The following is a 25,020-nucleotide window of genomic DNA, read 5'->3' on the forward strand; positions in this document are numbered from 1 at the left end:
ACGGGCCGTTTGCCGTTAAAAGCTGCGCCGCTCAAATGATCTGCAAATCGGCCTTGAGCGAGCCAGCCGCCTTCATCGCCTGCAAAATGGAGATCAGATCCTGCGGCGTGGCGCCCAGCGCGTTGAGCGCATTCACAACCTGGCCGAGATTGGCGCTGCCGGGCACGTTGAACACCTTGCCGTTATCAGTCTTGACGTTGATATTGGCCTGATTGGTGACCGTGGTACGCCCCTGGGCAAGCGGGTTGGGCTGACTGACCTGCGGCGTATTGCTGACGGTCACCGAAAGATTGCCGTGCGACACCGCGCAGGGCGTCAAGCGCACGCCCTGGTTCATGACAATCGAACCGGTGCGGGCATTGATGATCACCAGAGGGGAAACTTCTGCCGGGTCGACGGCAAGATTTTCCATGCGAGCCAGAAATTGCACCCGATCGTTGGCATCGAACGGGGCGCGCACCTGGATCGTCCGGCCGTCCATCGCGCGTGCGGTGTCCGAACCGAAATTACGGTTGATCGCCTGCACCACGCGTTCGGCCGTGGTGAAGTCGCCATTGACCAGTTCCAGCCGGATGAAATCGCCAGAACCCAGCGCGGTCGGAATCTCGCGCTCGACGGTGGCACCATCCGGAATTCGACCGGAGCTCAGTTGGTTGACCACGACGCTACTGCCGCCGGACGACGCGCCGGCGCCGCCGATGACCACGTTACCTTGCGCCATGGCATAGATCTGGCCATCCGCCCCCTTGAGCGGCGCCATGATCAGCGTACCGCCGCGCAGGCTCTTCGAATCGCCGATCGACGACACGGTCACATCGATCACCTGACCTGCGCGCGCAAAAGGCGGCAGCGTGGCCGTCACGACCACCGCCGCCGCGTTTTTCGGATCGACCTTGGTGCCGGTCGGCACATTCACGCCCAATTGGGACAACATATTGGTCAGCGACTGGCCCATGAACGGCGACGAGGTGTTTTTATCGCCGGTGCCATCCAGGCCGACCACCAAACCGTAACCGGTCAATTGGTTGGGACGCACGCCGGCGATATTCGCCAAATCCTTTAGCCGGTCGGCCAACACCGGCGCCGACAGCAACAAGCCCAACAATAGACAGATCAGTTTTTTCATAGCGCGTCGCCAAAAATCAGAACGGCAGAATGGACAGGAAAATTTTGGTCAGCCAACCCGGCTCATTATACAGACGGTTGGTGCCCTTGGTTTCCTGTTCAAGACGAGCGTCGGCCACTTTGAGCGAGGAAATCGAGCGCGTGGCATCGATGTCGCGCGGATTGATCACGCCCGACAAGCGGATCGATTCGACGTCGCCGTTGATGCGCACCTGCTTCTCGCCGCTGATCACCAGGTTGCCGTTGGCCAGCACGTCGATCACCGTCACCGAGATCGAACTGACGAACGACGTGGCCAAGGCATTGCTGCCCTTGCCGCTTTGCGTGGCGCCGCCGGCGGTACTCAGGTTGGTACCGGCGAGCCCGGATGCGGCGCCTGACGGCAGAAACGGCAGATTGACCCCGCCGGTGACCGATTCGGTCAGCGTCGAGGCGCGGCTTTCGGTCACCTGCTCGGTGGCCGAGGTGGTCGTCTGCTCCTGGATGTTGACCGTCAGCGTATCGCCGACCAGGCTCGGGCGATTGTCTTCCAACAACGCGCGATAGTTGCCGGTTTGGAAAATCGCACCGTTATTGGCCTGCAGTTGCGGCTGCGGCTGCGGCCGGGCGGTCATCGGACCCTGCACCAGCGGCGGATCCTGAAAAGCACAGCCAGCCAACAACACCGACAAGCACAAAGCCCCTAAACGACTGATTTTCATCTCCCCTCCGTTAGGGTCGCTATTACATCTGCGTCAGACGCTGCAGCATCTGATCGGAAGTGGTAATCGCCTTGGAATTCATTTCGAACGACCGCTGCGCGGTAATCATGTCGACCAGTTCCTGCGTCACGTTGACGTTGGAGGCCTCCAGGAAAGCCTGTTTGATCTGGCCACGGTCGTCGGTGCCGGGGTTCCCGGTCTGCGGATCGCCGGAGGCCGCGGTCTGCGAATAGAGATTCTCGCCCAGGCTTTGCAAGCCTTGTGGATTGATGAAGGTACTGGTCTGAATCTGGCCGGCGGTCTGCGGCGTGGTACTGCCGGTCACGTAATATTGCACCACCCCGGATAACGACACTGTGATACTGGTCGCCGTGGCCGGAATATTGATATTCGGGTTAAGTTGATACCCCTGCGGCGTTACCATATTGCCGTTATTGTCTCGGCGGAATTCGCCGTTTCGGGTATAGGCGGTCGAGCCGTCCGGCATGGTGATATCGAAGAAACCGTCGCCGGAAATCGCCAGGCTATAGGAGTTGGTCGAGCTGGTCAGCGTCCCCTGGGTGTGGTCGCGCGAAGTCGACACCGCGGCGGCACCGGTACCGACCAACAAACCGGTCGGCGTGTTCGAACCGTTCGGCAACTGCGCACCCGGCTGACGTAGCGTCTGATAGTACAGATCCTCGAACTCGGCCACCGAACGCTTGAAACCGACGGTATTGACGTTGGCCAGGTTGTTGGAGATCACGTCCAGCTTGAATTGGCTGGCATCCATGCCGGTTTTGGCGATATACAGCGAGCGCATCATAGCGTCGGTTCCTTATTCTTATCCGGTTTAGCTCATCGAGAGCAGCTGGGTCGCCTGCTGATCGTTCTGCTCGGCAGTCGTCATCAGCTTGACATTCATTTCAAACATGCGGCCGTGCGAAATCATCTGCACCAGGCTGTCGACCGCGTTGACATTACTGGCCTCCAGCGAGCCGACAACGACTTTGACGTTCTGGTCGGCCTGCGGCGTCGAGCCGTCGTTCATGCGGAACAGTCCGTCCTCGCCCTTGTACATCGTGCGCTCGCCGGGATTGACCAGCTTGATCTGGCCCAGCGTCTGCGGCGTCGGATTGCTTTCGCCCAACGGGATCGCCACCACCGAGCCGTCGGTCATGATCTGAACCTTGCTCGCCGCCGGCGCCACGATCGGGCCGCCATCGCCCAGAATCGGCAGGCCGCTGCGGGTACGCAGCGTGCCGGCGTTGTCGATCACATAGCCGCCCGCCCGGGAATAGGCCTCGGTGCCGTCCGGCGCCTGTACCGCGAAAAAGCCCGGCGTACCCAGCGCGAAGTCGTTCTGGTTGCCGGTTTGCTGCAAGGCGCCCTGCGTCATGTCGGTGCCGACGGTATTGTCGACCACGTAGGTTCGCGTCGGCGCGCCGTCGCCGATCACCGGCAACGCGCGGAACGAAACCTGTTCGGCCTTGAAGCCGTTGGTGTTGACGTTGGCGAGGTTGTTCGAGGTGGTCGCTTGCTGCCATTCGACATGCTTCGCGCCATTCATCGCCAAAAACAGCATCCGGTCCATGGGTCAGGGCTTTCCTATCGCAGTCTTACAGGTTCACCAGGGTCTGCTGGATCGTGTCTTCGGCCTTGATGGTCTGCGCATTGGCCTGGTAGTAGCGCTGCGCGGTAATCAAGTTGACCAGTTCGGTGGTCAAGTCGACGTTCGACGCCTCCAGTGCGGAATCGCGCAGCGTGCCGGCGGTGCCGGAACCCGGTGCGTTCACCTGCGCCGGGCCGGACGAGAACGTCTGCTGCCAGCGGTTGTTACCCAGCGGCTGCAAGCCCTGCTGGTTGGTGAAGTTCGCCAGCGCGATCTGGCCGATGGTCTTGGTCTGGCCGTTGGTATAAGTCGCCTGCATGATGCCGGTGCTGTCGATGTTGATCGACGCCACGGTACCCGCCGCATAACCGTCGTTGGTCAGCGAGGTCGTGCCCGCGGTCTGACCGTATTGGGTCGACCCGGTGTAATTGAGCGTGAACGCGATCGGCGAAGCGGAACCGGTCGGCGACGCCGGCGTAAAAGAAACCGCTAACGGCTGAGCCGCGGTGGTCGCGGCATCGAGCGCACCGGAGGTATTGAAGCCGATGCTATAAGACGGCGTGGCGGTCGCCGAACCGTCCACGTAGGTATAGGCGGTCCAGGGGGTGCCGGCGGCGGTCGGCGTACCCTTGACGTAGTAGATGGTCAGATTGTGCGCATTGCCCAGGCTGTCGTAGACCGCGGTCGAGTTCGACCAGTTGTACGAGGCCGGTACGGTCGGATTGAATGCCACGGCCGGCGGCGTGCTGCGCGAATCGAGGTTGACCCCCATGGCGATCTTGGTGGTCTTGTTCGGCGCGATCAGCGCGGTCTGCAGTTGCAAGTCGCCGGTCGCCCCCTGAGTCACCGTGCCATTGTTCGCCACCCAGCCCTGCAGGCGATCGGCGCCGTTGACGATATAACCCTGGTTGTCCACCTGGAACTCGCCGTTACGGGTGTACTCCAGCGTACCGGTGCTGGTACCGCTGGTCGAAGCCCCGGTCTTGACCATGAAGAAGCCATTGTTGTTGATGGCGATATCCAGGTTGTTGTTGGTGGTGGTGATGTTGCCCTGGGTCATCTGCTGCGCCACATCCAGCGTTTGCACGCCGATACCGGCCTGGGTGGCGGAAACGCCGTAGAAGCTGTTGGCGTACATGTCGCCGAACTCGGCGCGCGAGCCCTTGAAACCCACCGTGCTGGCGTTGGCGATGTTGTTGCCAATCACGTCCAGCTGCTTGGAGGCGGCATTCAGACCGCTCAGACCTTGTTGGAAACCCATGTTGTTACTCCGATCTCTATACCGTCATCTCAATCAGGAAATCTGCGCCACGTCGGACATCTGCACTGTCTTGCCGTCGTTGAGCACCAGTTGCGGCGCGCCGCCGCTGGTGAAGCTGACCGCGGCGATGGTTTTGTAGTTGTAGGCCGTCGCCTTGACGCTCTGCGCTGCGGTGGTGCCGGGATTGCTTGCCGTGGCGACGAAGGAGTAATTACCGGCCGGCAGAATATTGCCTTGCGCATCCTTGCCGTCCCAGGCAAAGCTATTCATACCGGCTTGCGGGTTCTTCACATCGATCGTCCGCACCGTATTGCCGTTGGCATCCTGCACCGCGACGGTCAGTTGCTGCGCCGAACCGGCCAGCGACACCGCGCCCATGGTTTTGTTGCCGGTGGTATTGCCATCCCAGCCCATGGTATTGCCGGCCACCAGCGCCGAATGCCCGACCGTGGTCGAAGCGATCAACGACTGCGACGCCATCTGCGACTGCAGCATCGACTGCATGGTGGTATTGAGATTCGACATGCTGGTCACCTGGCTGATTTGCGCCATCTGGCTGGTGATCTCGCTGTTCTGCATCGGATTCATCGGGTCCTGCGCCTGCAGCTGGGTCGTCAGCAACTTCAAGAAGCGATCCTGGATAGCCTGAGCACTGGTCGGATCGACCGTGCTGCCGCTAGAGGAAGAGCCGGACGAACCGGACGAACCGGTATTGCCGTTCAGAACCGCGTACGGGTTGGAGTTATTGTTTTGATTGGTGGACGGGACAGTCATGATGGCTTCCTTTCAGAATCACTGGCCAAGCTGCAGGGTCTTCTGCATCAGGGTCTTGGCGGTGTTCATCACTTCAACGTTGGTCTGATAAGAGCGCGAAGCCGAGATCATGTCGGCCATCTCTTCCACCGGATTGACGTTGGGCATATTGACGTAACCGCGGGCATCCGCCAGCGGATTGGCCGGATCGTATTTCAGAATCGGCGGGCTTTGATCTTCCACCACCGAAGTCACGCGCACCCCGGCGACTTTCGGATCCGTAGCCGTAACCGGAATGGCGGTAAACACCACGTGCCGACCGCGATAAGGCTGACCGGTCGAGCTGGTGGCGCTCTCTGCATTGGCGATGTTGCTCGCCACCACCGACAGACGCATCGATTGCGCCGTCAGCGCCGAGCCGGAGATAGAGAACACATTGGACAGTGACATGGCGATCAATCCTTCAAGGCCGAATTCAGCAGCGAAATACGATGATTCAGAAAGGTCAGCGTCGATTGGTACTGCAAGGCGTTATCCATAAAGGCGCCACGCTCCAGATCCATATCGACGGTGTTGCCGTCGACGCTCGGCTGTACCGCACCCCGGTATTGCAGCGGCACCGCGCCGTTGCCATCGCCCGGATTGGTACTGAAATGCCGAGGATTGGTCGCCATCAGCGCCAGCTCCTTGCCGCTACCATTACCACTCATCTGCGACTTCATCGCCGACGCGAAATCGAAATCGACCGCCTTGTAATAAGGCGTTTCGGCGTTGGCCATATTGCCGGCCAGCACCTCAGTGCGATAAGCCCGCAGATTCAATGCGCGCTGGTCGAACTTGAAATCGTTGGCGAGTTTGTCGAGCATGCTTCCCTCCTGAGTCCCCAACAATAAGCACATACCGTGCCAGCAAATAAATACCCAATAACATACTGTTTTCAAATAAAAACCCAAAGATACCTCATCCGACAATCGACAAACGGCAAAGCGGGCGGCAAGTTTTGCCGCCCGCTTTGCTTTTTCCTCCGCCGTCGGTGCCGCCACAAAAAACCCGTCGAGCGCATAGCGCAACCGAATAAAACGCGGCTATCATCCAAACAGAACCATAAACGCCGCTGCCGCCATTCGGCCCAAGGCAACAGGACGGGGACCATTCTGTGTCATCGCATCGCAAACTCGCCATGACGACACTGGGCGCCATCGGCATTGTCTACGGGGACATCGGCACCTCGCCGCTGTACGCGCTCAACCAAATCTTTCACGGCCCGGCCCGACTAACGCCGGATCACGCCACCGTGCTTGGCGGCATATCGCTCGTCATCTGGTCGCTGATCGTCATTGTGGCGATCAAGTACGCACTACTGGTACTGCGCGCCGACAACGATGGCGAGGGCGGGCTGTTCGCGCTCTACGCCCTCATGTCGGGCGAAACGCGCAAACACAATAGCCGCGCATTGCTGTTGTCGCTGATCATGGGCGCGGGTCTGTTGTTCGGCGACGGCATCATCACCCCGGCCATCAGCGTGCTCTCGGCCGTGGAGGGCCTCTCGGTCGCCACACCCAGCACCGCGCCGTTCATCCTGCCGATCGCGGTGCTGCTGCTGACCGCGCTATTTGCCTTACAGGCGCGCGGCACCAGCAGCGTCGGCAGAATTTTCGGCCCCGTACTGATTATCTGGTTTCTGGCCATCGCCTTTTTCGGCCTACGCCAGATCCTGGCCGCGCCACAAATACTGCAGGCGTTCAACCCCATCTGGGCAATACGGTTTCTGATCGGGGGCAATCTGTACGGCGACCTGTTGACGCTCGGGGCCGTCATGTTGTGCGTCACCGGCGGCGAGGCGATGTACGCCGACCTGGGACACTTCGGCGCGCGGCCGATCCGGCTTGGCTGGTTCGTGCTGGTTTTCCCGTCGCTGATATGCAACTACCTCGGTCAAGGGGCATTCCAACTGACGCACCCGGTCGTCGCCGGCAACAACCTGTTCTACGGCATGGTGCCGCGCGCCGCGCTCTACCCGATGGTGATATTGGCCACCCTCGCCACCATCATCGCCTCGCAATCGCTGATCTCGGGTGCGTTCTCGCTCATGACCCAAGCCGTGCGACTCGGCTTGTTTCCCCGTCTGCACATCGTGCACACCCATGCGGAGCACACGGGGCAGACCTACATCGGCTTCATCAACTGGTCGCTCTATCTCGGCTGCATCGTCCTGGCCGTTTCTTTCGGTTCGAGCAACCATCTGGCCGCCGCCTACGGCTTGGCGGTGTCCGGCGTGATGGTCATCACCTCGCTGGCGATGTACCCGGTGGCGCGCGAGCACTGGCAGTGGTCGGCACGCCGCGCAGCGCTGGTTTGGTGGCCGCTGACCGCGTTCAACGGCACTTTCCTGGCCGCCAGTTCGCTCAAATTCCTGGAGGGCGGTTACGTGCCGGTCAGTATCGGCCTGGTGGTCTTCGTCATCATGGCCACTTGGCAATGGGGACGTCAGGCCACCTCGGCCGCCTACACGCGCAAGCAAACCATGAACATCACCGAGCTGATCGAACTACATCGCGGCAGCGAACACTTCGTCGAGCGCAACGCCATCTTGATGATTCCGCGCGCACCGCATAAACCACACGACCATACGCCGGCACTGCTGCAGTTGATCTGGAATCGCTATGGCGTCCTACCGCGCAATCTGATTTTCGTCACCGTCAATCATCAGAAAACGCCCTATGTGCACGGCAATCGCTACAAGATCACGGTCTTCGAGCAAACGCCCGGCCGCGGCAGTATCCTGAGCGTGAATGTCAGCTTCGGCTTCATGGAAGAACCCAACGTGGAGAACTTGTTGGAGGAAATGGCCCAGCTAAAAGAAATCGCCCTGCCGACCGACCGCCGGCGCTGGATCGTGCACGTCGCGCACGAAAACCTGTTCCCCTCGCGCGCCATGGGCGGCGTCAAGCGGCTGCGGTTGCGGCTATTCCAGTTCTTGCGCACCGTATCGCAACCCACTTATTACTACTATGGCATGGGCGTCTACGTGCAATTGTCGGCCGAGATCATGCCGGTACACGTCCGTTAGCCCCCAACCATGGCGCTCTCTCTAAAAAACATCCGTTACTTCATCGCCGTGGCCGAGGCCGAGTCGATCACCGGCGCGGCGCATGAGCTCAACGTCTCGCAATCGGTGCTGACCGAAGCCATCAAGGCCTTGGAAACCGATTTGGCCGCCTCGCTGTTTCAGCGCCACGCCCGCGGCATGGTGCTGACCCACGCCGGCCACCAGTTCCTCAGCCATGCCCACCAGATCCTCGGCTGCGTGCGCAACGCCCAGCAAGCCCTGTCCGCCCGTCCCGACACCATGACCGGCGAATTGAATATCGGCGTCACCAGCCTGGTCACCGGCTATTTTCTGCCCTACTTGCTCGGCCGCTACCGCCGCACTTTTCCCAAGGTGAACATCAAGGTCTTCGAGGATCAGCGCGACTATATCGAGCACTTGCTGGTCAATGGCGAGTTGGACGCGGCCGTGCTGATCGTGTCCAACCTGCAAAACCGCCAGGCCATCGAATCCGAGGCGCTGATGGCCTCGCCGTACCGGCTGTGGCTTCCCACCCACCACCCCCTGCTGGAGCTCGGCTCGATTTCGATCGATGAAATGGCCAACGAACCGCTGGTCATGCTGCGGCTCGATGAATTGGAAGACAGCATCAGCTCCTCGTGGCGCCAGGCCGGGCACCGTCCCAATGTGGTGCTGCGCACCGAATCGGTCGAAGGCGCGCGCAGCCTGGTGGCCAGCGGCGAAGGGCTGGCCATCCTGCCCGACATGCTCTATCGTCCCTGGTCGTTGGACGGCGACCGGCTGGAAGTGCGCAGCCTGCAAGAATCCATGCCCTCGCTACAGGTGGGCATCGCCTGGCGACGCGGCTCCACCCTGTCCGAGGCCACGCGCAATTTTCTGCTGATTGCGCGCGAGCACAGCCGCGGTCGCGGTTGAAACGCCGCTCAAGCCATCTGTTTTTCCAAATACACACCAACATCATTCGGCAAATCAGAACGATATATCGCGCTCGACGACCGCAACCTGTGCGGCACACGCCCATCTCTCCTCCCTCGACGCCCTTGGCCGAAGGTTCGCCGGCGACCGCCCTGTGAATTCGAAAAAAGCGAACGACTCGATAGGCTCATTGCATTAGCTCGTTCTATCCACCTTGCATATGATGCTATAGGCATAGGCCAACATAGATCGGCCACGCTTTTGCATGTCGATTCGCTCTATATCGTGAGACACAGGAGAGAAACATGTTCAAGACGATGCATCCCCGCATGGGGCTTTGGGTGTTAAGCGGCCTGGCCGCCGCCGCGCAGGCCGCACCGCCGACTCATCTAGGCACCGGCGAGGGACAACTCAATATCCTCGCCTGGCCCGGCTATATCGAACGCGGCGCCAGCGACAAAAATTACGACTGGGTAACGGCCTTCGAGAAGCAGACCGGCTGCCAGATCAACGTCAAAACCGCCGCCACCTCGGACGAGATGGTCTCGCTGATGGGCTCGGGCAACTACGACCTGGTCACCGCTTCGGGCGATGCCTCTCTGCGGCTGATCTACGGCAAAAAAGTCCAGCCGATCAATACGGCGCTGATTCCCAGCTGGAAGACCTTGGACAAACGGCTGCAAAACGGCAATTGGTTCACCGTCAATGGCCAACACTACGGCACCCCCTACCAGTGGGGCGCCAACTTCCTCGCCTACAACAGCAACATCTTCAAGACCGCGCCGACTAGTTGGAACGTGGTATTCGAACCGATGCAACTGCCGGACGGCAAATCGAACAAAGGCCGGGTGCAAGCTTACGACGGGCCGATCTATATCGCCGACGCCGCGATGTATCTGATGGCCAAAAATCCGTCGCTCGGCATTACCGACCCCTATGAACTGAACGAAACCCAGTACGCCGCGGTGCTCAAGCTATTGCGCCAGCAAAAACCGCTGGCCCACCGCTATTGGCATGATGTCACCGTGCAGATGAACGACTTCAAGAACGAGGGCATCGCCGCCACCAGCGCCTGGGGCTATACCGTCAATTCGCTGACCGCCGACAAATTCCCCATCGGCGAGACCATCCCGAAGGAAGGCGCCACCGGCTGGGCCGACACCACCATGCTGGCCACCGACGCCAAGCACCCGGTCTGCAGCTACAAGTGGATGGAATGGTCGCTGAACAAGAATCTGCAATCGGCGCTGGCCGAATGGTTCGGCTCCAACCCGGTCGTGCCGGAAGCCTGCAACACCAAAGCGCCGGGCGGCAGCAACTTCTGCAAGAGCAACGGCTTCGACAAGTTCGCCCAGATCCATTTCTGGAAAACGCCGACCGCGCAGTGCAAACAGGGGCGCTGTGTTTCCTACAGCCGCTGGACGGCCGACTATATCGCCGTCATGGGCGGCCGCTGAGTATCGCCGCCGGCCGCTTGGCCGGCGGTATCTTCCCGATCGAGGCCTAAATCGTGACCTACGCCGTCGAGTTTCAGCATCTGAGCCGCACCTTCGACAAAGTGCGGGCCGTGGACAATGTCAGCCTACAGATTGAAGAAGGCGAATTCTTCTCCATGCTCGGCCCGTCGGGTTCGGGCAAAACCACTTGCCTGCGACTGATCGCCGGCTTCGAACAACCCAGCGCCGGCTCGGTGCGCATTTTCGGCCAGGAGGCCGCCGGCTTGCCGCCCTACCGCCGCGACGTCAATACAGTGTTCCAGGACTACGCGCTGTTCCCGCATATGAGTGTGGCGGACAACGTCGCCTACGGCCTGATGGTTCAGGGCGTGGACAAACGCGAGCGGCAACGGCAAGCCCAGGCCATGCTCGAACTGGTCAAACTCGGCGACTACGGCGACCGCCGCCCCGCCGCCCTATCCGGCGGGCAGCGTCAGCGGGTGGCGCTGGCGCGCGCGCTGATCAAGAAACCGCGCGTCCTATTGCTCGACGAGCCGCTTGGCGCACTGGATCTTAAGCTGCGCGAACAAATGCAGATCGAACTCAAGAGCCTGCAACGTCAACTTGGCATCACCTTCATTTACGTCACGCACGACCAGGGCGAAGCCCTATCGATGTCGGATCGCGTGGCGGTGTTCAACCGCGGCGGCATAGAACAAGTCGCCACGCCACGTGTGCTGTATACCCAACCGGCGACCGCCTTCGTCGCCGATTTCGTCGGCACCTCCAACGTTTTCGACCGGGCGGCCGCGCTCACGCTGTGTGGCTGCGACATCCCGTTCTCGATCCGTCCGGAGCGCATCCGCATCGGACAGGACAGCCCGCGCGACGACGAGCTCGGGCTGACGGGCGAACTGATCGACATTCAGTACCTGGGCGCCACCAGCCGTTTCGAAGTGCGGGCCGGCAACGGCAAGATCCTGTCCGTGGTCAACCCCAATCAGGACGACCTCGACGTGGGGCAAGCCATCGGCGCCACCGTGCGCCTATCCTGGCCCAAGCGCGCCATGCATCCGCTCGATGCCGGGGAGAACGGCCATGCCGCATGACACCGCCCGCCGCGGCTTGTCGCGGCTGACAGACCGGGTCTACCTGAGCCCCACCCTATGGCTGTGCCTATTGCTCGCGCCGCCGCTCTTGTGGTTCGGCCTGGTCTACATCGGTTCGCTACTGACCCTGCTGGTCCAAAGCTTCTTCAGTTTCGACGACTTCACCATGAACGTCAGTACGGTGTTGACGCTCGACAATTACCGCGCCCTGCTCTCGCCGGCCAACCTCGATGTCATCCTGCGCACCCTGAGCATGGCGGCGGCGGTGACGTTGGCCTCCGCTATCCTGGCGTTCCCGCTCGCTTATTACATGGCGCGCTATGCGCGCGGTTGGAAGAAGGGCTTTTTCTACGTGGCGGTCATGCTGCCCATGTGGGCCAGCTACATCGTCAAGGCCTACTCCTGGACCGTCATCCTGGCCAAGGGCGGACTGGTGTATTGGTTCTACCGCAGCTTCGGGCTCTCCGGCGTCGTCGACTGGCTGCTGTCGCTGCCGGGTATCGGCGGCGGCACGCTGGCCACCTCCAATCTTGGACGCTTTACCGTCTTCACCTACATCTGGCTACCGTTCATGATCCTGCCGATCCAGGCGGCGCTGGAGCGCGTACCGGGCAGCTTGGTACAGGCGGCGGCCGACCTGGGCGCCACGCCGTGGCAAGCCTTTCGCACCATCATCCTGCCGCTGGCGTTTCCCGGTGTGGTGGCGGGCTCCATCTTCACTTTCTCGCTCACGCTCGGCGATTACATCATTCCGCAGTTGTTCGGCCCCTCCGGCCTGTTCATCGGCACCATGGTCTACACCATGCAGGGCGCGATCGGCAACCTGCCGATGGCCGGCGCTTTCACCCTGGTACCGGTGCTGATCATCGCGCTTTACTTGAGCATCGCCAAACGACTGGGAGCCTTCGATGCACTCTGACCAAAACCGCGCCGACCGGGCCCCATGGTGGCTGCGCCTCTTGGCCTGGGGCGGATTGGGTTTCCTGCATCTGCCGATCGCCATGATCGCGCTCTATGCCTTCAACACCGAAACCTCGGCCTACAGTTTTCCGCTCAAAGGCTTCACCTTGCACTGGATCGGCGTCGCCTTCGCCAACCCCGACGTGCTCGCCGCCATCTGGCTGTCGTTCAAGATCGCGCTGGTCGCCACCTTGCTTGCGCTGGTGCTCGGCACCTTGGCCGCCGGTGCCCTATACCGGCATACCTTCCCCGGCAAGGAAGCCATCGGCTTGATGCTGGTGCTGCCCATCGCGCTGCCCGGCATCATCACCGGTCTGTCGCTGCTGTCGGCCTTCCGTCTTGGCGGCATCCAGCCGGGGTTCTGGACCATCGCCATCGGCCACGCCACCTTCTGCGTGGTGATGGTCTACAACAATGTCGTCGCCCGCTTGCGGCGTAACAGCCACAACCTGATCGAAGCGTCGATGGATCTTGGCGCCGACCCCTGGCAGACTTTCCGCTATGTCCTGCTACCGCAGATCGCCACCGCGCTGTTGGCCGGCGGTATTCTGGCCTTTGCACTCAGTTTCGACGAAATCATCGTCACCACCTTCACCGCCGGCAACGAGGTGACGCTACCGATCTGGCTACTCAACCAATTGACCCGGCCGCGCGACGTGCCGGTCACCAACGTGGTCGCCATGATCGTGATGTTGTTGACCACGCTGCCGATCATTGCCGCCTGGCGCTTGACCAGCGGCACCGAAGATATTGCCGGTAGCGGCAAATAACCCTGACCATCAAGAGGCTGCACCATGGAAAAAACCCTGCAAACCTGCCTACTGATCAACGGCCTGTTCGTCCAAGGCGAAGGCAATAGCGAAGACATCGTCAATCCGGCCACCGGCGAAAACATCGCCCGCATTCACGAGGCATCGCTGGAGCAAGTCCAGGCCGCGGTGGCCAGCGCCGACGCCGCATACAACGCCTGGTCGCGCACCACGCCGAAAGAGCGCTCACAGATGTTGCTGGACATCGCCGAAGCCATCGAATCCCATGGCACCGAGTTCGCCCGCCTGGAATCGCTCAACTGCGGCAAACCCTATGCACTGGTACTGGCCGACGAGATCCCCGCCGTGGTCGACGTGTTCCGCTTCTTCGCCGGCGCCGTGCGCGCGCAAACCGGGCTGTTGGCCGGCGAATATCTGCCCGGCCACACCAGCCTGATCCGCCGCGATCCGCTCGGCGTGGTGGCCTCGATCGCCCCGTGGAACTACCCGCTGATGATGGCCGCCTGGAAAATGGCGCCGGCGCTGGCCGCCGGCAACACGGTGGTGCTCAAGCCTTCGGAACAAACCCCGCTGTCCACGTTGAAGTTGGCGGAATACTGCGCCAACATCCTGCCGCCGGGCGTCTTCAACGTGGTGCTCGGCCGCGGAGAAACCGTCGGCAGCCCGCTGATCACCCAGCCGCAAGTACGCATGATCTCGCTCACCGGCGACGTATCGACCGGCACTCGCATCCTGGAAGCCGCCGCAAAGTCGCTCAAGCGCACCCACCTGGAGCTCGGCGGCAAGGCGCCGGTGCTGGTATTCGACGACGCCGACTTGGAAGAAGTGGTGGCCGGCATTCGCACCTTCGGCTATTACAACGCCGGCCAGGACTGCACCGCCGCTTGCCGGCTGTATGTTCACAGCAAGATCTACGACAAGCTCGTGGCCGAACTGTCGAGCGCGGTGTCCGGCATCCGCTTCGGCAAACAACACGACGACGGCGTGGAAATGGGCCCGCTGATCTCCGAACGCCAGCTCAACCGCGTCGCCAGCTTCGTCGAGCGCGCCCAGCAGCAGACACATATGGAAATCACCGCCGGCGGCAAACGCGCGCCCGGCTCGGGCTTCTTCTTCGAGCCCACCGTGATCGCCGGCGCGCGCCAAGGCGACGAAATCGTCTGCAGCGAAGTGTTCGGCCCGGTGGTATCGATCACCCGCTTCGACGACGAGGCGCAAGCCATCGCCTGGGCCAACGACTCCAACTACGGCCTCGCTAGCTCCGTATGGACCCGCGACGTTGGCCGCGCCATGCGCGTCTCCTCGGCGCTGCAATACGGCTGCACCTGGATCAACACCCACTTCATGCTAGTAACCGAAATGCCGCACGGCGGGCTCAAGCGCTCCGGCTACGGCAAAGACTTGTCGCTGTATGCCTTGGAGGATTACAGCGTGGCGCGGCATATCATGATCAAGCATTAGCCGGGGGTGGCGGGAAGATGCGTTGCTTCGCGAACGCATCCTACGCGAACGCACCTACGTGTAGGTCGCCTTCGCCGAAGGCAATGCGACAAGTGCAATGCCGCAGGCGTTGCACCCAACCTTCTCGGAATTGAAACAAATCCTGACTAGCATGGCCTTGCGATATCCATAACAAGGAGGAGGCCATGTTGGTTAGACCCCGCCCCCAGGAGGCCAGGCATTGACGTTGACTGCCTGGCTGCCCGCCGCCTTGCCCGTCTATGGCCAGCCCGCCCTGTTCGCCGCCATGGTGCTGGAAGGCCCGCTCGCCACGGTGTTGGGCGCCTTCCTCGCCTCGCGCGGCCTCATTAGCCTCCCGCAAGTCTACTTACTGGCCATTGCCGCCGATCTGGCCGGCGACACCCTGTTATATGTGCTGGGCCGGCTCGGCCGCGTTCCTACTCGGCTATGGCGCGGCGCGCGCGGTTTGCGGCGCCGACGGCGCGCCTTATGGCTACAAGCGCATTTACGCCAGCATGCCGGACGGCTCTTGATCGCCGGCAAATGGACCCATGCGCTGGGTTTTCTGGTGTTGATCGCCGCCGGCGCGGCGCGGCTGCCGTTTTTGCCCTTCCTCGGCTGGAACCTGATGGCCACCTTACCCAAGGCCGCGCTGTTCGCCCTGCTGGGCTTCTTCGGCGGCGCCGCTTACCAACGCATCGACGTTTATCTATGGCTATTCGGTTGCACCGCCTTCGCCGCCCTCCTCGTCGTCGCCGGCGCTTGGCTGCGCTACCGCATCCTGCCCTATCTCCCGGAGGACTGAACCTTGCGCATCGCCGTTTTTACCGACAGTTTCTATCCCGAACTCGGCGGCATCCAGGACTCGATCCTGGCGACCGGCAAAGCGCTCGGAGAACGCGGCCATGAGGTGGTCATCGTCGCGCCGCGCGCCTCCCGCAACGACTATCGCCTGGCGCAAGTGCCGCCGCGCGAGGTCGACCTCGGCGACAACATTCGCATCGTGCGCCGCGCCTCGATCGCCGTGGCCAGCTCCACCGGTCAATCGCGCCTATTGCTGCCGACCGGGCGCTGCTGGCGTGGCTTGCGCGACTTCCGCCCTGAGGTCATCCACACCCACACCTTCCTTGGCGCCGGTCTGGAAGCGCGCATCGCCGCCCGCCGGCTCGACGTGCCGTTGATCGGCACCAATCACTGGGCCATCGGCGAGTTCAGCGGCTACGTGCCGTTGCCCGCCGCCTGGGTGCGGCGCGCCAGCCTCAAGGCGGTCACCGCGTTCTACAATCATTGCCGGCTGGTCAGCGGCCCATCGCACTCGGTGATCGACGAAATGCGGCAGTACGGTCTGAAAAGTGCATCCCAGGTCATTTCCAACCCCATCGACACCACACTGTTCACACCGGTCGCAGCCGACGCGCGTCAAGCGCTGAAAACCCGCTGGGGGTTCAGCGACGCCACCTTGCTCTACGCCGGTCGGCTAGCGCGCGAAAAAAACATCGATGTGCTGATCCGCGCATTGCCGACGTTGGCGGCGCGCCATCCGGATGTCGTGCTGGCTTTGGCCGGGCATGGCGGCGAGCGGGAAAACTTGCGCCTGTTGGCGGAAAAGCTGGGGGTGGGCGAGCGCGTGCGCTTTCTCGGCACGCTCGACAAAGCATCGTTGGCCCAGGCCTTTCAAGCCGCCGAGATCTTCGTACTGGCCAGCACCTCGGAAACTCAGAGCATGGTCATGCTGCAGGCAATGAGCGCCGGGCTGCCGGCCGTGGTGGCGCGCTGGCGCGCGTTGCCAGAATACGTCGATAACCACTGCGGTCGGCTGGCCGCGCCGGGCGATGCCGAAGACTTCGCCCGGCAACTGACGGAGCTGCTCGCCGACCCGGTCTTATGCCGGCAATTGGGCGACAACGCCTCATGGCGCGCCCGACGCTATTCGGTCGACAGCATCGTCACCGCCTGGGAGGCGGTTTACGCGCGCACGGCCAACGACGCCGCATTTCGATTTCCCCCCCTAGGAGCCCACGCATGAAGCTTAGCCTGATCATTCCGGCCTATAACGAAGAGGGTTACCTGGCCGATTGCCTGCGTCACGTCCTGGCCGAAGTGGCGCGCCAATCGGCACGAGGACCGTTCGAAGTCATCGTGATCAACAACGCCAGCACCGACCGCACCGCCGAGATCGCCGCCGGCTTTCCCGCGGTACGCGTGGTGACCGAGCAGAAAAAAGGGCTGACCCACGCGCGCCAACGAGGACTGGCCGAGGCGCGCGGCGAGATACTGGCGTACATCGACGCCGACACGCGCATGGCGCACGGCTGGCTCGGCCGCGTACTCGACCTCTACCAAGCCCGCCCCGACGCCGTGTGCGTCAGCGGTCCCTATACCTACTACGACCTGGCCAAGTTCAAAAGCGCATTGGTACGGCTCTACTGGCTGATGCTGGCCAAGCCGACCTATCTGTTCACCCAGTACATGGCCGTCGGCGGCAACTTCGCCGCCCGGCGCGATGCGCTCGAGCGTATCGGCGGCTTCGACACCAACATCGCTTTCTACGGCGAGGACACCAATATCGCGCGCCGGCTGGCGGAAGTCGGTAAGGTGCTGTTCGACCTCGGCTTGGTCATGCCGACCTCGGCGCGCCGCCTCGACGAAGAAGGCTTTGTCACCACCGCCATGCGCTATGTGGTCAATTTCATGTCCGAAGTCGTGTTGAAGCGGCCGAGCACCAGCGCCTACCGCGACGTGCGATAGGCGTTAGGCCCGAATCGCCGCAATGAAGGATTCGAAGGCCGCCACCAGCCGATCCACGTCGGAGGGGGCGGTCTCGGGACACACCAGCATCATGTTGTGAAACGGCGTGATCGATAGACCGCGATTGAGCAAATAGAGATGGAGCATGTGCGCCAGCTCGTCGTCCAGTATCGCCTCGGCTTCGCCACCGTTTTGCGGCGGATGCGGGGTGAATTGGCATTCGGTGCGTGCGCCGATGCGCGTCACGCACCACGGCACGCCCTGGCGGGCAATCGCCGCCTCTAGGCCATCCGCCAGCTGTTCGGCCCGTTCGAACATGATGCGATACGCCTCGTCGGTCATCACCTCGGCCAGGTTGGCGCGCATCGCCGCCATGGCCAGCATATTGGCGGTCAGCGTGGTGCCGATGCCGCTATGCCCGACCGGCGCCTGTCGCTTGGCGGTCTGTGCGCGTTCGGCCGCCTCGGCCGAAAAACCGTACACCGCGCACGGCACACCGCCGCCCATCGGCTTGCCGACCACCAGCATGTCGGGTGCCAGCCCATGGGCGCGGGTGTAACCGCCAGGGCCGCTGCTGATGGTATGGGTTTCATCCAGGATCAATAAGGTACCGTAGCGCCGACACAGTGCCTGCGCCGCCTGCCAGAACCCCGCTTGCGGCAGCACCATGCCGATATTGGTCATCGCCGGCTCGGCCAACAGGCAAGCGACTTGCCCGTCGCGCAACGCGTCTTCCAAGGCGGCCAGATCGTTGAACTCCACCACGCGGGTGTTTTGCGTCAGATCCACCACCTGGCCCAGCAGACTCGCGCGTGCCACCGGTCGACCGTCGGCCAGATCGACGAACACGTCGTCCACGGTACCGTGATAGCAGCCATTGAACACCAGCAACTTGCGCCGCCCGGTGATGGCGCGCGCCCAGCGCAGCGCGAAGCGGTTGGCGTCCGAGGCGGTCATGGCGAACTGCCAGAACGGCAGACCGAAACGGCGCGCCAGCTCGGCCGACACCCAAACCGCGTCCTCGGTCGGCAGCATCGCCGTCAAACCGCGCGCGCCCTGCTCCGCCAAGGCCCGCGCCACCGGCACCGGCGAGTGGCCGAACATCGCCCCGGTGTCGCCCAGACAGAAGTCGCTGTAGCGGTGGCCGTCGACGTCCTCGAAAGCGGCGCCCTGCGCAGTGCGGACATACAGGGAAAATGGCGTCGACCAATCATCCATCCAATGTAGCGGCACACCGAACAACCAATGATCGGCGGCCTGCGTCGATAATTCGCGCGAACGCGGGCGCGCCGAGGCGAAGGCCGCGCGCTCGCGCGCATGAAGTTGTAGGGCTTTAGGCCAATCGAGGCCGGCACGGGTGTTCATCGGATCTCCTCTGTCTTATGACATGCGCTTTATCCGATGAAGTATGCATGATCTGCGGCCGAGATGGCGCTCAGGGCTCGGCGATCGGTTCGATACGGCCGAGCAGCACGATGAAAGCAAAGATGCCGACCAACAGCACCAGCCCCGCCACCAAGAAGGCATTGGTGAACGAATGCGACGCGCCGACCAAGAAGCCGGTCACGATCGGCGCCACCACGCCCATCATATTGTTGGCGAAGTTCATGATGCCGCCCACGGTTCCGGTGGCGCCCTTGGGCGCGATCAGCGAAGGCAGCGACCAACTGACCGGCGCCGCGGCGGCCAGGCCGGACAAGGCCAGCGAAATCCAGGCGATGGCCCAATAGGGGTCGTGCGTCCACACCGCGCCGAACACGGACAGGCCGAACAACATGCCGGTCACCAGCACCCCCTTGCGCACGCGCGTTTCATCCAGTCCGCGCTGTACCAGGTGATCGATCAACCAGCCGCCGACCAGCAAGTCGGACACTGTGGCGCACATCCAGGGCACGGCGGCGAAGCTGGCCGATTTCAAGATGCTCATGTGCATGCTCTGCACCAGAAACCCCGGCAGCCAGGTCAGGAACAGATAGAAGGAATAGCCGTAGGCGGCGAAACCGATGGTCAGCCCCCACATTTTGCGTTGACGCAACAGATAGCCCAACGTCGCCAGCGAACCGGTCTGGCTTTCGCCCTCGGCCGTGGCGCCGCCTTGGCGGATATAGTCGGCTTCGGCCGCGGACAAACGCGGATGGTGGCTCGGATCGCGATAAAACGCCCAGAAGGCCAGGAAGTAAGCCAAGCTCAGCAAAGCCGTCACGCCGAAACCCCAGCGCCAGCCCAGCGTCACCACGGCATAGGCGACCAGCGGCACGCCGATCACGCTGGAGAACTTGGCCGCGGCATCGAACAGCGCGGTGGCCATCGCGCGCTCGCGGCGCGGAAACCAGTAACCGGTCGCCTTGGCGCTAGCCGGGAAACCCGGCGCCTCGGCGATGCCCAACAGGGCACGCGCGGCGAACAGCCCGCCAAAGCCGCCGGCCAGTGCGGTAATGCTCGACGCCACCACCCACAAAAAAGCCCCCCAGCGACCGATGCGGGTCACGCCGAACTTGTCCAACACCATGCCAACCGGGATTTGCAGCATGGCGTAGGTCCAGAAGAAGGCGCTGAACAGCAGACCAAGCTCCTGGTTGCTCAAACCGAATGCCGATTGCAGTTGCGGCCCCGCGACAGAAACACTGATGCGATCCAGATAGTTGATCAATACGCCCATGCCCAGCAAAGCGCCGATACCCCAGCGCAGTCGTGGAACCGCGGCCTGATTGCCCTGATGCATATTCTCTCCCCCCATGTGCTGCGAAACCGGCGCGGCTGTCAGGCTGCCAACGCCACCATAATCGACTCGACGATCTGCGCCGGCGCCGCATCGACCGAGCAACTGAGTGCCCGCTCGTCGTGTTGCGGCGGCTCCAGATCGGCGAACTGGCTGGCCACCAGTTCGACCGGCATGAAATGTCCCTGACGGGCCAACATGCGCGTCGCAACCTGATGCGGCGTAGCGCGCAGATACACCAGCCGTAGCGAGGCATCGCCCTGGCGCAACAGATCGCGGTAGCGGCGCTTAAGCGCCGAACAAGCCAGCACCACGCTCTCGCCCTGCTCGCGGGCGGCGGCCAATTCGTGGGCAAGGCTCAGCAGCCAATCGCGCCGGTCGTCGTCGTTAAGCGGCGTGCCGGCGTGCATCTTGTCGCGGTTGGCCTGTGGGTGGAAGTCATCCCCTTCGATAAAGCGGCAGCCCAGGCTCGCCGCCAAGCGCGAGCCGATCTCGCTCTTGCCGCTGCCGCAAACTCCCATCACCACCAGACATTGCGAAGTCATCGTGCCGCGTCTCCATAAAGATATTCGACCAAATGTTAGCGCTAACATCGGTAATTGCAAAGCGGTTTTTCGACAAGATGTTCCAGCCGGGACGATTCCAGTAAAATCTGCCTCATGGCCGAACGAAAACCCCGAAACAGCGCCACGGGCCGCGTCACGCTGCAAGATGTGGCAGAGCGCCTCGACATCAGCGCCATCACCGTCTCGCGCGCCCTGAAGACCCCGGAGCGGGTCTCGCCGGCGCTGCGCGAACGTATCGACCAGACCGTCCGCCAACTCGGCTACCGGCCCAACCACGCCGCACGCGCGCTGGCCACCGCCCGTTCCGGTAACGTGCTGGTGCTGATTCCCTCGCTGACCAATGCCGTGTTCGTCGACGTGCTCGACGGCATCCACGACGAACTTCAGCCGCACGGCACGCAGATACTGATCGGCAATACCCACTACTCGGCGCAGGAAGAAGAGCGGCAACTGGAAGCCTTCCTCGGCCACAACCCGGACGGCATCCTGCTGACCGGCATCGACCACAGCGCGCACACCCGCACGCTGCTGGCGCAAAGCCAACGCCCCACCGTCACCATGATGGAATTGGACGCCACCCCGAACAGCCGCTCGGTCGGCTTGTCGCAAAGCGCGGCAGGCCTGGCCATGACCCGCCATCTAATCGAACGCGGCTATCGCCGCATCGCTTATGTGGCGGCGCAATCCGATCCGCGCACCCTGCAGCGCGCCGAAGGCTATCGCACGGCCCTGGCTGACGCAGGGCTCGATGGATCGCGCCGAGAAATCTGGGTGGCAACCCCCTCGTCGGTGGGATTGGGCGCGGCACTACTCGCGCAGCTACTGGATCAGCACCCCGATTGCGATGCGGTGTTCTGCTGCAATGACGACCTGGCGCAAGGGATGCTGTACGAGTGCCAGCGGCGCGGCATCGACGTGCCGGGCCGGCTGGCGATCGGCGGCTTCAACGACCTGCCGGCCTCGGCCTGGACGCATCCGGCACTAACCAGCATCGCCACGCCACGCTACGACATCGGCCGTCTGGCGGCGCGCATGTTGCGCGCGGCGATCGATGGCCAGGATCAACCGCAGAGCCTCGATCTTGGGTTCCGTCTGATGGTGCGTGGCAGTAGCTAACAAGCGCCAAGGAAATGTCTTTCGGGCAGCGTGCGTTCGCGAAGCAACGAATGAGTTCACGGTGGCTGGATAACGTTGTTTCCCAGACAAAATTGTCACGCGTAGCCCAATGCTGCAGCTGAAACCAGATTGCGATCTTGCCTGCCTGGATCACGCCGATACAGGGTTCTCACAGACGATGTTGTCGGGGTTGCTAACCGACACTCGGCCAATCAAGTAGCGGTCGGTCAGCGTGCTCTTGCCGGCGCCATACAGGCCGGCCCCCAGAGCAGTGGTCTCACAGCGGACGGATCACAGAAACATTACCTTCGCAATCCACCGCAACCAACTCTCGGCGGCCGTCGGGCCACTTGCGAATGAAGTCGTCGGGGTAGAAGTCATCGCAGTAGTAGATCGGCCGTCCGGCCGACAGGTGCATCTTGGCCGCCTGACCGTCATCGTTCGCCAGCGTGCTCTCGAAAATTTTCCAGAAGCGCCGCTCTTCGTCAGGCGTCATGGTGCCAAGCCGTTCAATCGACAGTGCCGTCATGTTTGTCTGCCCCCTTCGAGCCGCTGGTTACGAGCTGGGCCGGTTCCAAATGCTGGCCTCTACACCTATGTACTATTCGGCGGTAGACTGTCGCTATCCACACGTTAGGACAACCGCATGAACACCCCGCTTTACCTACTCTTTTGCGCCACCGCCCTGGCCGCCGTGTTCACGCCCGGCCCGGCCGTCATGCTGGCGCTGCAAAACAGTACCCTCTACGGCTGGCGCCGCACCGCGCTGTCGTCGCTGGGCAATATTTCCGGTTTGCTGGTCTTGATCAGCGCCAGCGCCATCGGACTTGGCGCGTTGCTGCGCACCTCCGCCACCTTGTTCTTGCTGCTCAAACTGTGCGGTGCCGGCTATCTGATTTACCTGGGCATCAAGCAGTGGCGTGCCGGCGGCGCCAAGGCCCGGCAACTCGCCGCCCGCCCCGACAGCCCGCCTGCATCGCTGAGCCTGTACCGCGAGGGCCTGCTGCTGGCGCTCTCCAACCCCAAGGCGATCCTGTTCATCACAGCCCTGTTTCCGCAGTTCATCGTGCGCGACCAGCCACTGTTGCCGCAGTTGATCCTACTATCGCTGACCTTCATGGCCATGTCGTTCAGCGCGCTCATGACCTATGCGCTGGCGGGTCAGCTGGTCGGCGGCAATATGGTCAACACCATGCAATCCGCCCGCTTTCGCCGCGCGACCGGCAGCCTGTTCGTCGCCATGGGCGCCGGCCTGTTGACGCTCAAGGCACAATAACACCTCTATCCAGGAGCTCTTCAGTGCAAGTTTTGAAGCTGCAACACCCCGATGCTTTTCTGCGTTACCACGACATTCCGGGCGACGGTGTGCCGCTGATGCTGGTGCATGGCATCGGCTGCGCCGGTTCGAGCGATTTTCCGCGCGTGGTTACCGATCCGGCGCTGGCCGGCCGACGCTGCCTGCTCATCGACCTACTCGGCCATGGCTATAGCGACAAACCCGTCGACTTCGACTACCGCCCGGCATCGCACGCCGACACCCTGAGCACCCTGCTCGATACGCTGGCACTGACGCAAATCGACCTGTTCGGCCACAGCATGGGCGGCGCGGTCGCCATCGAACTGGCCCGGCTCAACCCGGCGCGCATCCGCCGGCTGGTGCTGGCCGAACCGAATCTGGCCAACGGCGGCGGCACCTTCAGCAAACACATCGCCGGCCAGCCGCTGGAACGCTACCTGAGCCAGGGCCACGCAGAACTGATCCGCGTCGCCGACAACTCGCAATGGGCCGGCACCATGCAATGCGCGTCGCCGCTGGCGATCTACCGTTCGGCCGAGGGCCTGATTACCGGTGCTGAACCCTGCTGGGGAGAGCAATTGAAGGCGTTGCCGATGCCGCGCACGGTGCTGTATGGCGAACAGACCTTGCCGGACGCGCAATACGACCGCCTGCCGGAACTGGGGGTCGAGCGTGGCCTCATCGCCAACTGCGGCCACTCGATCCCGCACGACCAACCGGCCGCCTTGGCGCGCGCGCTGGCAAAGGCTTTGGCCTGACACCATACGGGGAATCGCCACCATGATGCTATTGCTGCTCGGTTTGCTGGTTTTCATCGGAATGCACTCGGTGCGCATCTGGGCACCCGCCTGGCGCGGAGCGCAGATCACCCGCCTGGGCTGGCTTTACTGGCGAGCCATCCATTCGCTGGCGGCACTCGTTGGCCTGGTGCTGATCGTCAAAGGCTATGCCGAAGCGCGCGCACTGCCCGGCGTGTACTGGCAACTGCCCTTTGCCGCCCGCCATGGCATGCTGCTGGTGATGCTGCTGTCGTTCATTCTACTGACCGCCAGCCAGGTTCCCGGCTCGCATATCAAGCAGCGCGTGGGCCATCCAATGAGTCTGGGCTTGGTGTTGTGGTCGAGCATGCACCTGCTGTTCAACGGCCGTCCGGCCGCGCTGGTACTGTTCGGCGCATTCCTCGCCTGGTCGCTGACGCTGACGGTGGTGTCACTTCGGCGCGACCGCGCCGCTGGCGTGCAATACCCGGAGGGCCGCCTCAGCCGCGACCTGCTGGTTTGCGCCATCGGCGTGGTGGCGTGGCTGACCTTCATCCTGGTGCTGCACCAACGTCTGATCGGCGTCGCGATTCTCTGATCGGTGGGTTTGGGGAGGTCGCGGTTAAAACCGCTCCTACCCGGCCGAGGGGCTACGCCCCTCGCC

26 protein-coding genes are annotated in these 25,020 nt (G+C 62.6%); 14 read left to right on the top strand and 12 right to left on the bottom strand.

Annotation, left to right across the window (positions count from 1 at the left end; translation table 11 throughout):
- Nucleotides 1-31: 31 nt before the first annotated feature.
- From DFP86_RS08450 to flgB, 8 genes are read right to left on the bottom strand one after another with little or no spacing between them, the layout of a single operon-like run.
- Entirely contained in the window at nucleotides 32-1,126 is a 1,095-nt protein-coding gene (locus DFP86_RS08450; protein ID WP_133680126.1) for a flagellar basal body P-ring protein FlgI, read from the bottom strand.
- A 16-nt stretch (nucleotides 1,127-1,142) separates the two neighbouring features.
- Nucleotides 1,143-1,826 carry a flagellar basal body L-ring protein FlgH gene (locus tag DFP86_RS08455; protein ID WP_133680128.1) on the bottom strand — a complete coding sequence of 228 codons (684 nt, stop codon included), beginning with the start codon at nucleotides 1,824-1,826 and terminating at the stop codon, nucleotides 1,143-1,145.
- 22 nt (nucleotides 1,827-1,848) lie between these two features.
- Nucleotides 1,849-2,631, bottom strand: coding sequence for a flagellar basal-body rod protein FlgG (flgG, locus tag DFP86_RS08460; protein ID WP_133680130.1), 783 nt, complete (start codon nucleotides 2,629-2,631; stop codon nucleotides 1,849-1,851).
- Between the two features lie 27 nt (nucleotides 2,632-2,658).
- Nucleotides 2,659-3,399, bottom strand: coding sequence for a flagellar basal body rod protein FlgF (locus DFP86_RS08465; protein WP_133680132.1), 741 nt, complete (start codon nucleotides 3,397-3,399; stop codon nucleotides 2,659-2,661).
- A 25-nt stretch (nucleotides 3,400-3,424) separates the two neighbouring features.
- Nucleotides 3,425-4,678, bottom strand: coding sequence for a flagellar hook protein FlgE (flgE, locus tag DFP86_RS08470; RefSeq protein WP_133680134.1), 1,254 nt, complete (start codon nucleotides 4,676-4,678; stop codon nucleotides 3,425-3,427).
- Nucleotides 4,679-4,711: 33 nt separating this feature from the next.
- Nucleotides 4,712-5,452, bottom strand: coding sequence for a flagellar hook assembly protein FlgD (locus DFP86_RS08475; protein ID WP_133680136.1), 741 nt, complete (start codon nucleotides 5,450-5,452; stop codon nucleotides 4,712-4,714).
- 18 nt (nucleotides 5,453-5,470) lie between these two features.
- Nucleotides 5,471-5,881 (bottom strand): flagellar basal body rod protein FlgC, encoded by a 411-nt coding sequence (gene flgC / locus DFP86_RS08480; RefSeq protein WP_133680138.1) that lies wholly within the window; start codon nucleotides 5,879-5,881, stop codon nucleotides 5,471-5,473.
- A 5-nt stretch (nucleotides 5,882-5,886) separates the two neighbouring features.
- A complete protein-coding gene (gene flgB / locus DFP86_RS08485) occupies nucleotides 5,887-6,297 on the bottom strand; it encodes a flagellar basal body rod protein FlgB (RefSeq protein WP_133680140.1) in 411 nt (136 codons plus the stop codon).
- Nucleotides 6,298-6,587: 290 nt separating this feature from the next.
- Between flgB and DFP86_RS08495 the strand changes: the two genes are divergently transcribed.
- From DFP86_RS08495 to DFP86_RS08540, 10 genes are all read left to right on the top strand, one after another.
- A complete protein-coding gene (locus DFP86_RS08495; protein ID WP_166642198.1) occupies nucleotides 6,588-8,501 on the top strand; it encodes a KUP/HAK/KT family potassium transporter in 1,914 nt (637 codons plus the stop codon).
- A gap of 9 nt (nucleotides 8,502-8,510) precedes the next feature.
- Entirely contained in the window at nucleotides 8,511-9,416 is a 906-nt protein-coding gene (locus DFP86_RS08500) for a LysR family transcriptional regulator (RefSeq protein ID WP_133680146.1), read from the top strand.
- Between the two features lie 305 nt (nucleotides 9,417-9,721).
- Entirely contained in the window at nucleotides 9,722-10,873 is a 1,152-nt protein-coding gene (locus DFP86_RS08505) for an ABC transporter substrate-binding protein (RefSeq protein WP_243729344.1), read from the top strand.
- Nucleotides 10,874-10,926: 53 nt separating this feature from the next.
- On the top strand, nucleotides 10,927-11,961 hold the full coding sequence (locus tag DFP86_RS08510; RefSeq protein ID WP_133680148.1) for an ABC transporter ATP-binding protein: 1,035 nt from the start codon (nucleotides 10,927-10,929) through the stop codon (nucleotides 11,959-11,961).
- Nucleotides 11,951-12,880, top strand: a complete 930-nt coding sequence (locus tag DFP86_RS08515) for an ABC transporter permease (protein WP_208108268.1) — start codon at nucleotides 11,951-11,953, stop codon at nucleotides 12,878-12,880. The genes DFP86_RS08510 and DFP86_RS08515 overlap by 11 nt, the downstream gene beginning before the upstream one ends.
- A complete protein-coding gene (locus DFP86_RS08520) occupies nucleotides 12,870-13,691 on the top strand; it encodes an ABC transporter permease (protein WP_133680152.1) in 822 nt (273 codons plus the stop codon). Before DFP86_RS08515 ends, DFP86_RS08520 begins: the two co-directional genes overlap by 11 nt.
- Before the next feature lie 24 nt (nucleotides 13,692-13,715).
- Nucleotides 13,716-15,152 carry a gamma-aminobutyraldehyde dehydrogenase gene (locus DFP86_RS08525; RefSeq protein WP_133680154.1) on the top strand — a complete coding sequence of 479 codons (1,437 nt, stop codon included), beginning with the start codon at nucleotides 13,716-13,718 and terminating at the stop codon, nucleotides 15,150-15,152.
- Between the two features lie 220 nt (nucleotides 15,153-15,372).
- Nucleotides 15,373-15,957, top strand: coding sequence for a DedA family protein (locus tag DFP86_RS08530; protein ID WP_133680156.1), 585 nt, complete (start codon nucleotides 15,373-15,375; stop codon nucleotides 15,955-15,957).
- Between the two features lie 3 nt (nucleotides 15,958-15,960).
- Nucleotides 15,961-17,178, top strand: coding sequence for a glycosyltransferase (locus DFP86_RS08535; protein ID WP_133680158.1), 1,218 nt, complete (start codon nucleotides 15,961-15,963; stop codon nucleotides 17,176-17,178).
- On the top strand, nucleotides 17,175-17,900 hold the full coding sequence (locus tag DFP86_RS08540) for a glycosyltransferase family 2 protein (protein WP_166642199.1): 726 nt from the start codon (nucleotides 17,175-17,177) through the stop codon (nucleotides 17,898-17,900). The genes DFP86_RS08535 and DFP86_RS08540 overlap by 4 nt, the downstream gene beginning before the upstream one ends.
- Before the next feature lie 3 nt (nucleotides 17,901-17,903).
- Here the strand turns inward: DFP86_RS08540 and DFP86_RS08545 are convergent, their stop codons facing one another.
- From DFP86_RS08545 to DFP86_RS08555, 3 genes are all read right to left on the bottom strand, one after another.
- Nucleotides 17,904-19,265 (bottom strand): aspartate aminotransferase family protein, encoded by a 1,362-nt coding sequence (locus DFP86_RS08545; protein WP_133680162.1) that lies wholly within the window; start codon nucleotides 19,263-19,265, stop codon nucleotides 17,904-17,906.
- A 70-nt stretch (nucleotides 19,266-19,335) separates the two neighbouring features.
- Nucleotides 19,336-20,622 carry an MFS transporter gene (locus tag DFP86_RS08550; protein WP_133680164.1) on the bottom strand — a complete coding sequence of 429 codons (1,287 nt, stop codon included), beginning with the start codon at nucleotides 20,620-20,622 and terminating at the stop codon, nucleotides 19,336-19,338.
- Nucleotides 20,623-20,660: 38 nt separating this feature from the next.
- On the bottom strand, nucleotides 20,661-21,164 hold the full coding sequence (locus DFP86_RS08555; protein ID WP_208108269.1) for a gluconokinase: 504 nt from the start codon (nucleotides 21,162-21,164) through the stop codon (nucleotides 20,661-20,663).
- A gap of 114 nt (nucleotides 21,165-21,278) precedes the next feature.
- Here DFP86_RS08555 and gntR point away from each other — a divergent pair, with 114 nt between their 5' ends.
- Entirely contained in the window at nucleotides 21,279-22,301 is a 1,023-nt protein-coding gene (gntR, locus tag DFP86_RS08560; RefSeq protein ID WP_133680166.1) for an HTH-type transcriptional regulator GntR, read from the top strand.
- Nucleotides 22,302-22,578: 277 nt separating this feature from the next.
- Here gntR and DFP86_RS08565 read toward each other — a convergent pair whose 3' ends face one another.
- On the bottom strand, nucleotides 22,579-22,830 hold the full coding sequence (locus DFP86_RS08565; RefSeq protein ID WP_208108270.1) for a hypothetical protein: 252 nt from the start codon (nucleotides 22,828-22,830) through the stop codon (nucleotides 22,579-22,581).
- A 117-nt stretch (nucleotides 22,831-22,947) separates the two neighbouring features.
- Here DFP86_RS08565 and DFP86_RS08570 point away from each other — a divergent pair, with 117 nt between their 5' ends.
- Genes DFP86_RS08570 through DFP86_RS08580 form a run of 3 tightly spaced genes read left to right on the top strand, consistent with a single transcriptional unit; the run spans nucleotide 22,948 to nucleotide 24,954 of the window.
- A complete protein-coding gene (locus DFP86_RS08570; protein WP_133680168.1) occupies nucleotides 22,948-23,577 on the top strand; it encodes a LysE family translocator in 630 nt (209 codons plus the stop codon).
- A gap of 23 nt (nucleotides 23,578-23,600) precedes the next feature.
- The gene (locus DFP86_RS08575) at nucleotides 23,601-24,356 is read left to right on the top strand and encodes an alpha/beta fold hydrolase (protein WP_243729345.1); all 756 of its coding nucleotides are present in this window, start codon (nucleotides 23,601-23,603) and stop codon (nucleotides 24,354-24,356) included.
- Nucleotides 24,357-24,378: 22 nt separating this feature from the next.
- Complete coding sequence (locus tag DFP86_RS08580; protein ID WP_133680169.1) at nucleotides 24,379-24,954, top strand: NnrU family protein; 576 nt, start codon at nucleotides 24,379-24,381, stop codon at nucleotides 24,952-24,954.
- Nucleotides 24,955-25,020 lie beyond the last annotated feature (66 nt).

The organism is Paludibacterium purpuratum (assembly GCF_004363805.1).
Lineage (GTDB): Bacteria > Pseudomonadota > Gammaproteobacteria > Burkholderiales > Chromobacteriaceae > Paludibacterium > Paludibacterium purpuratum.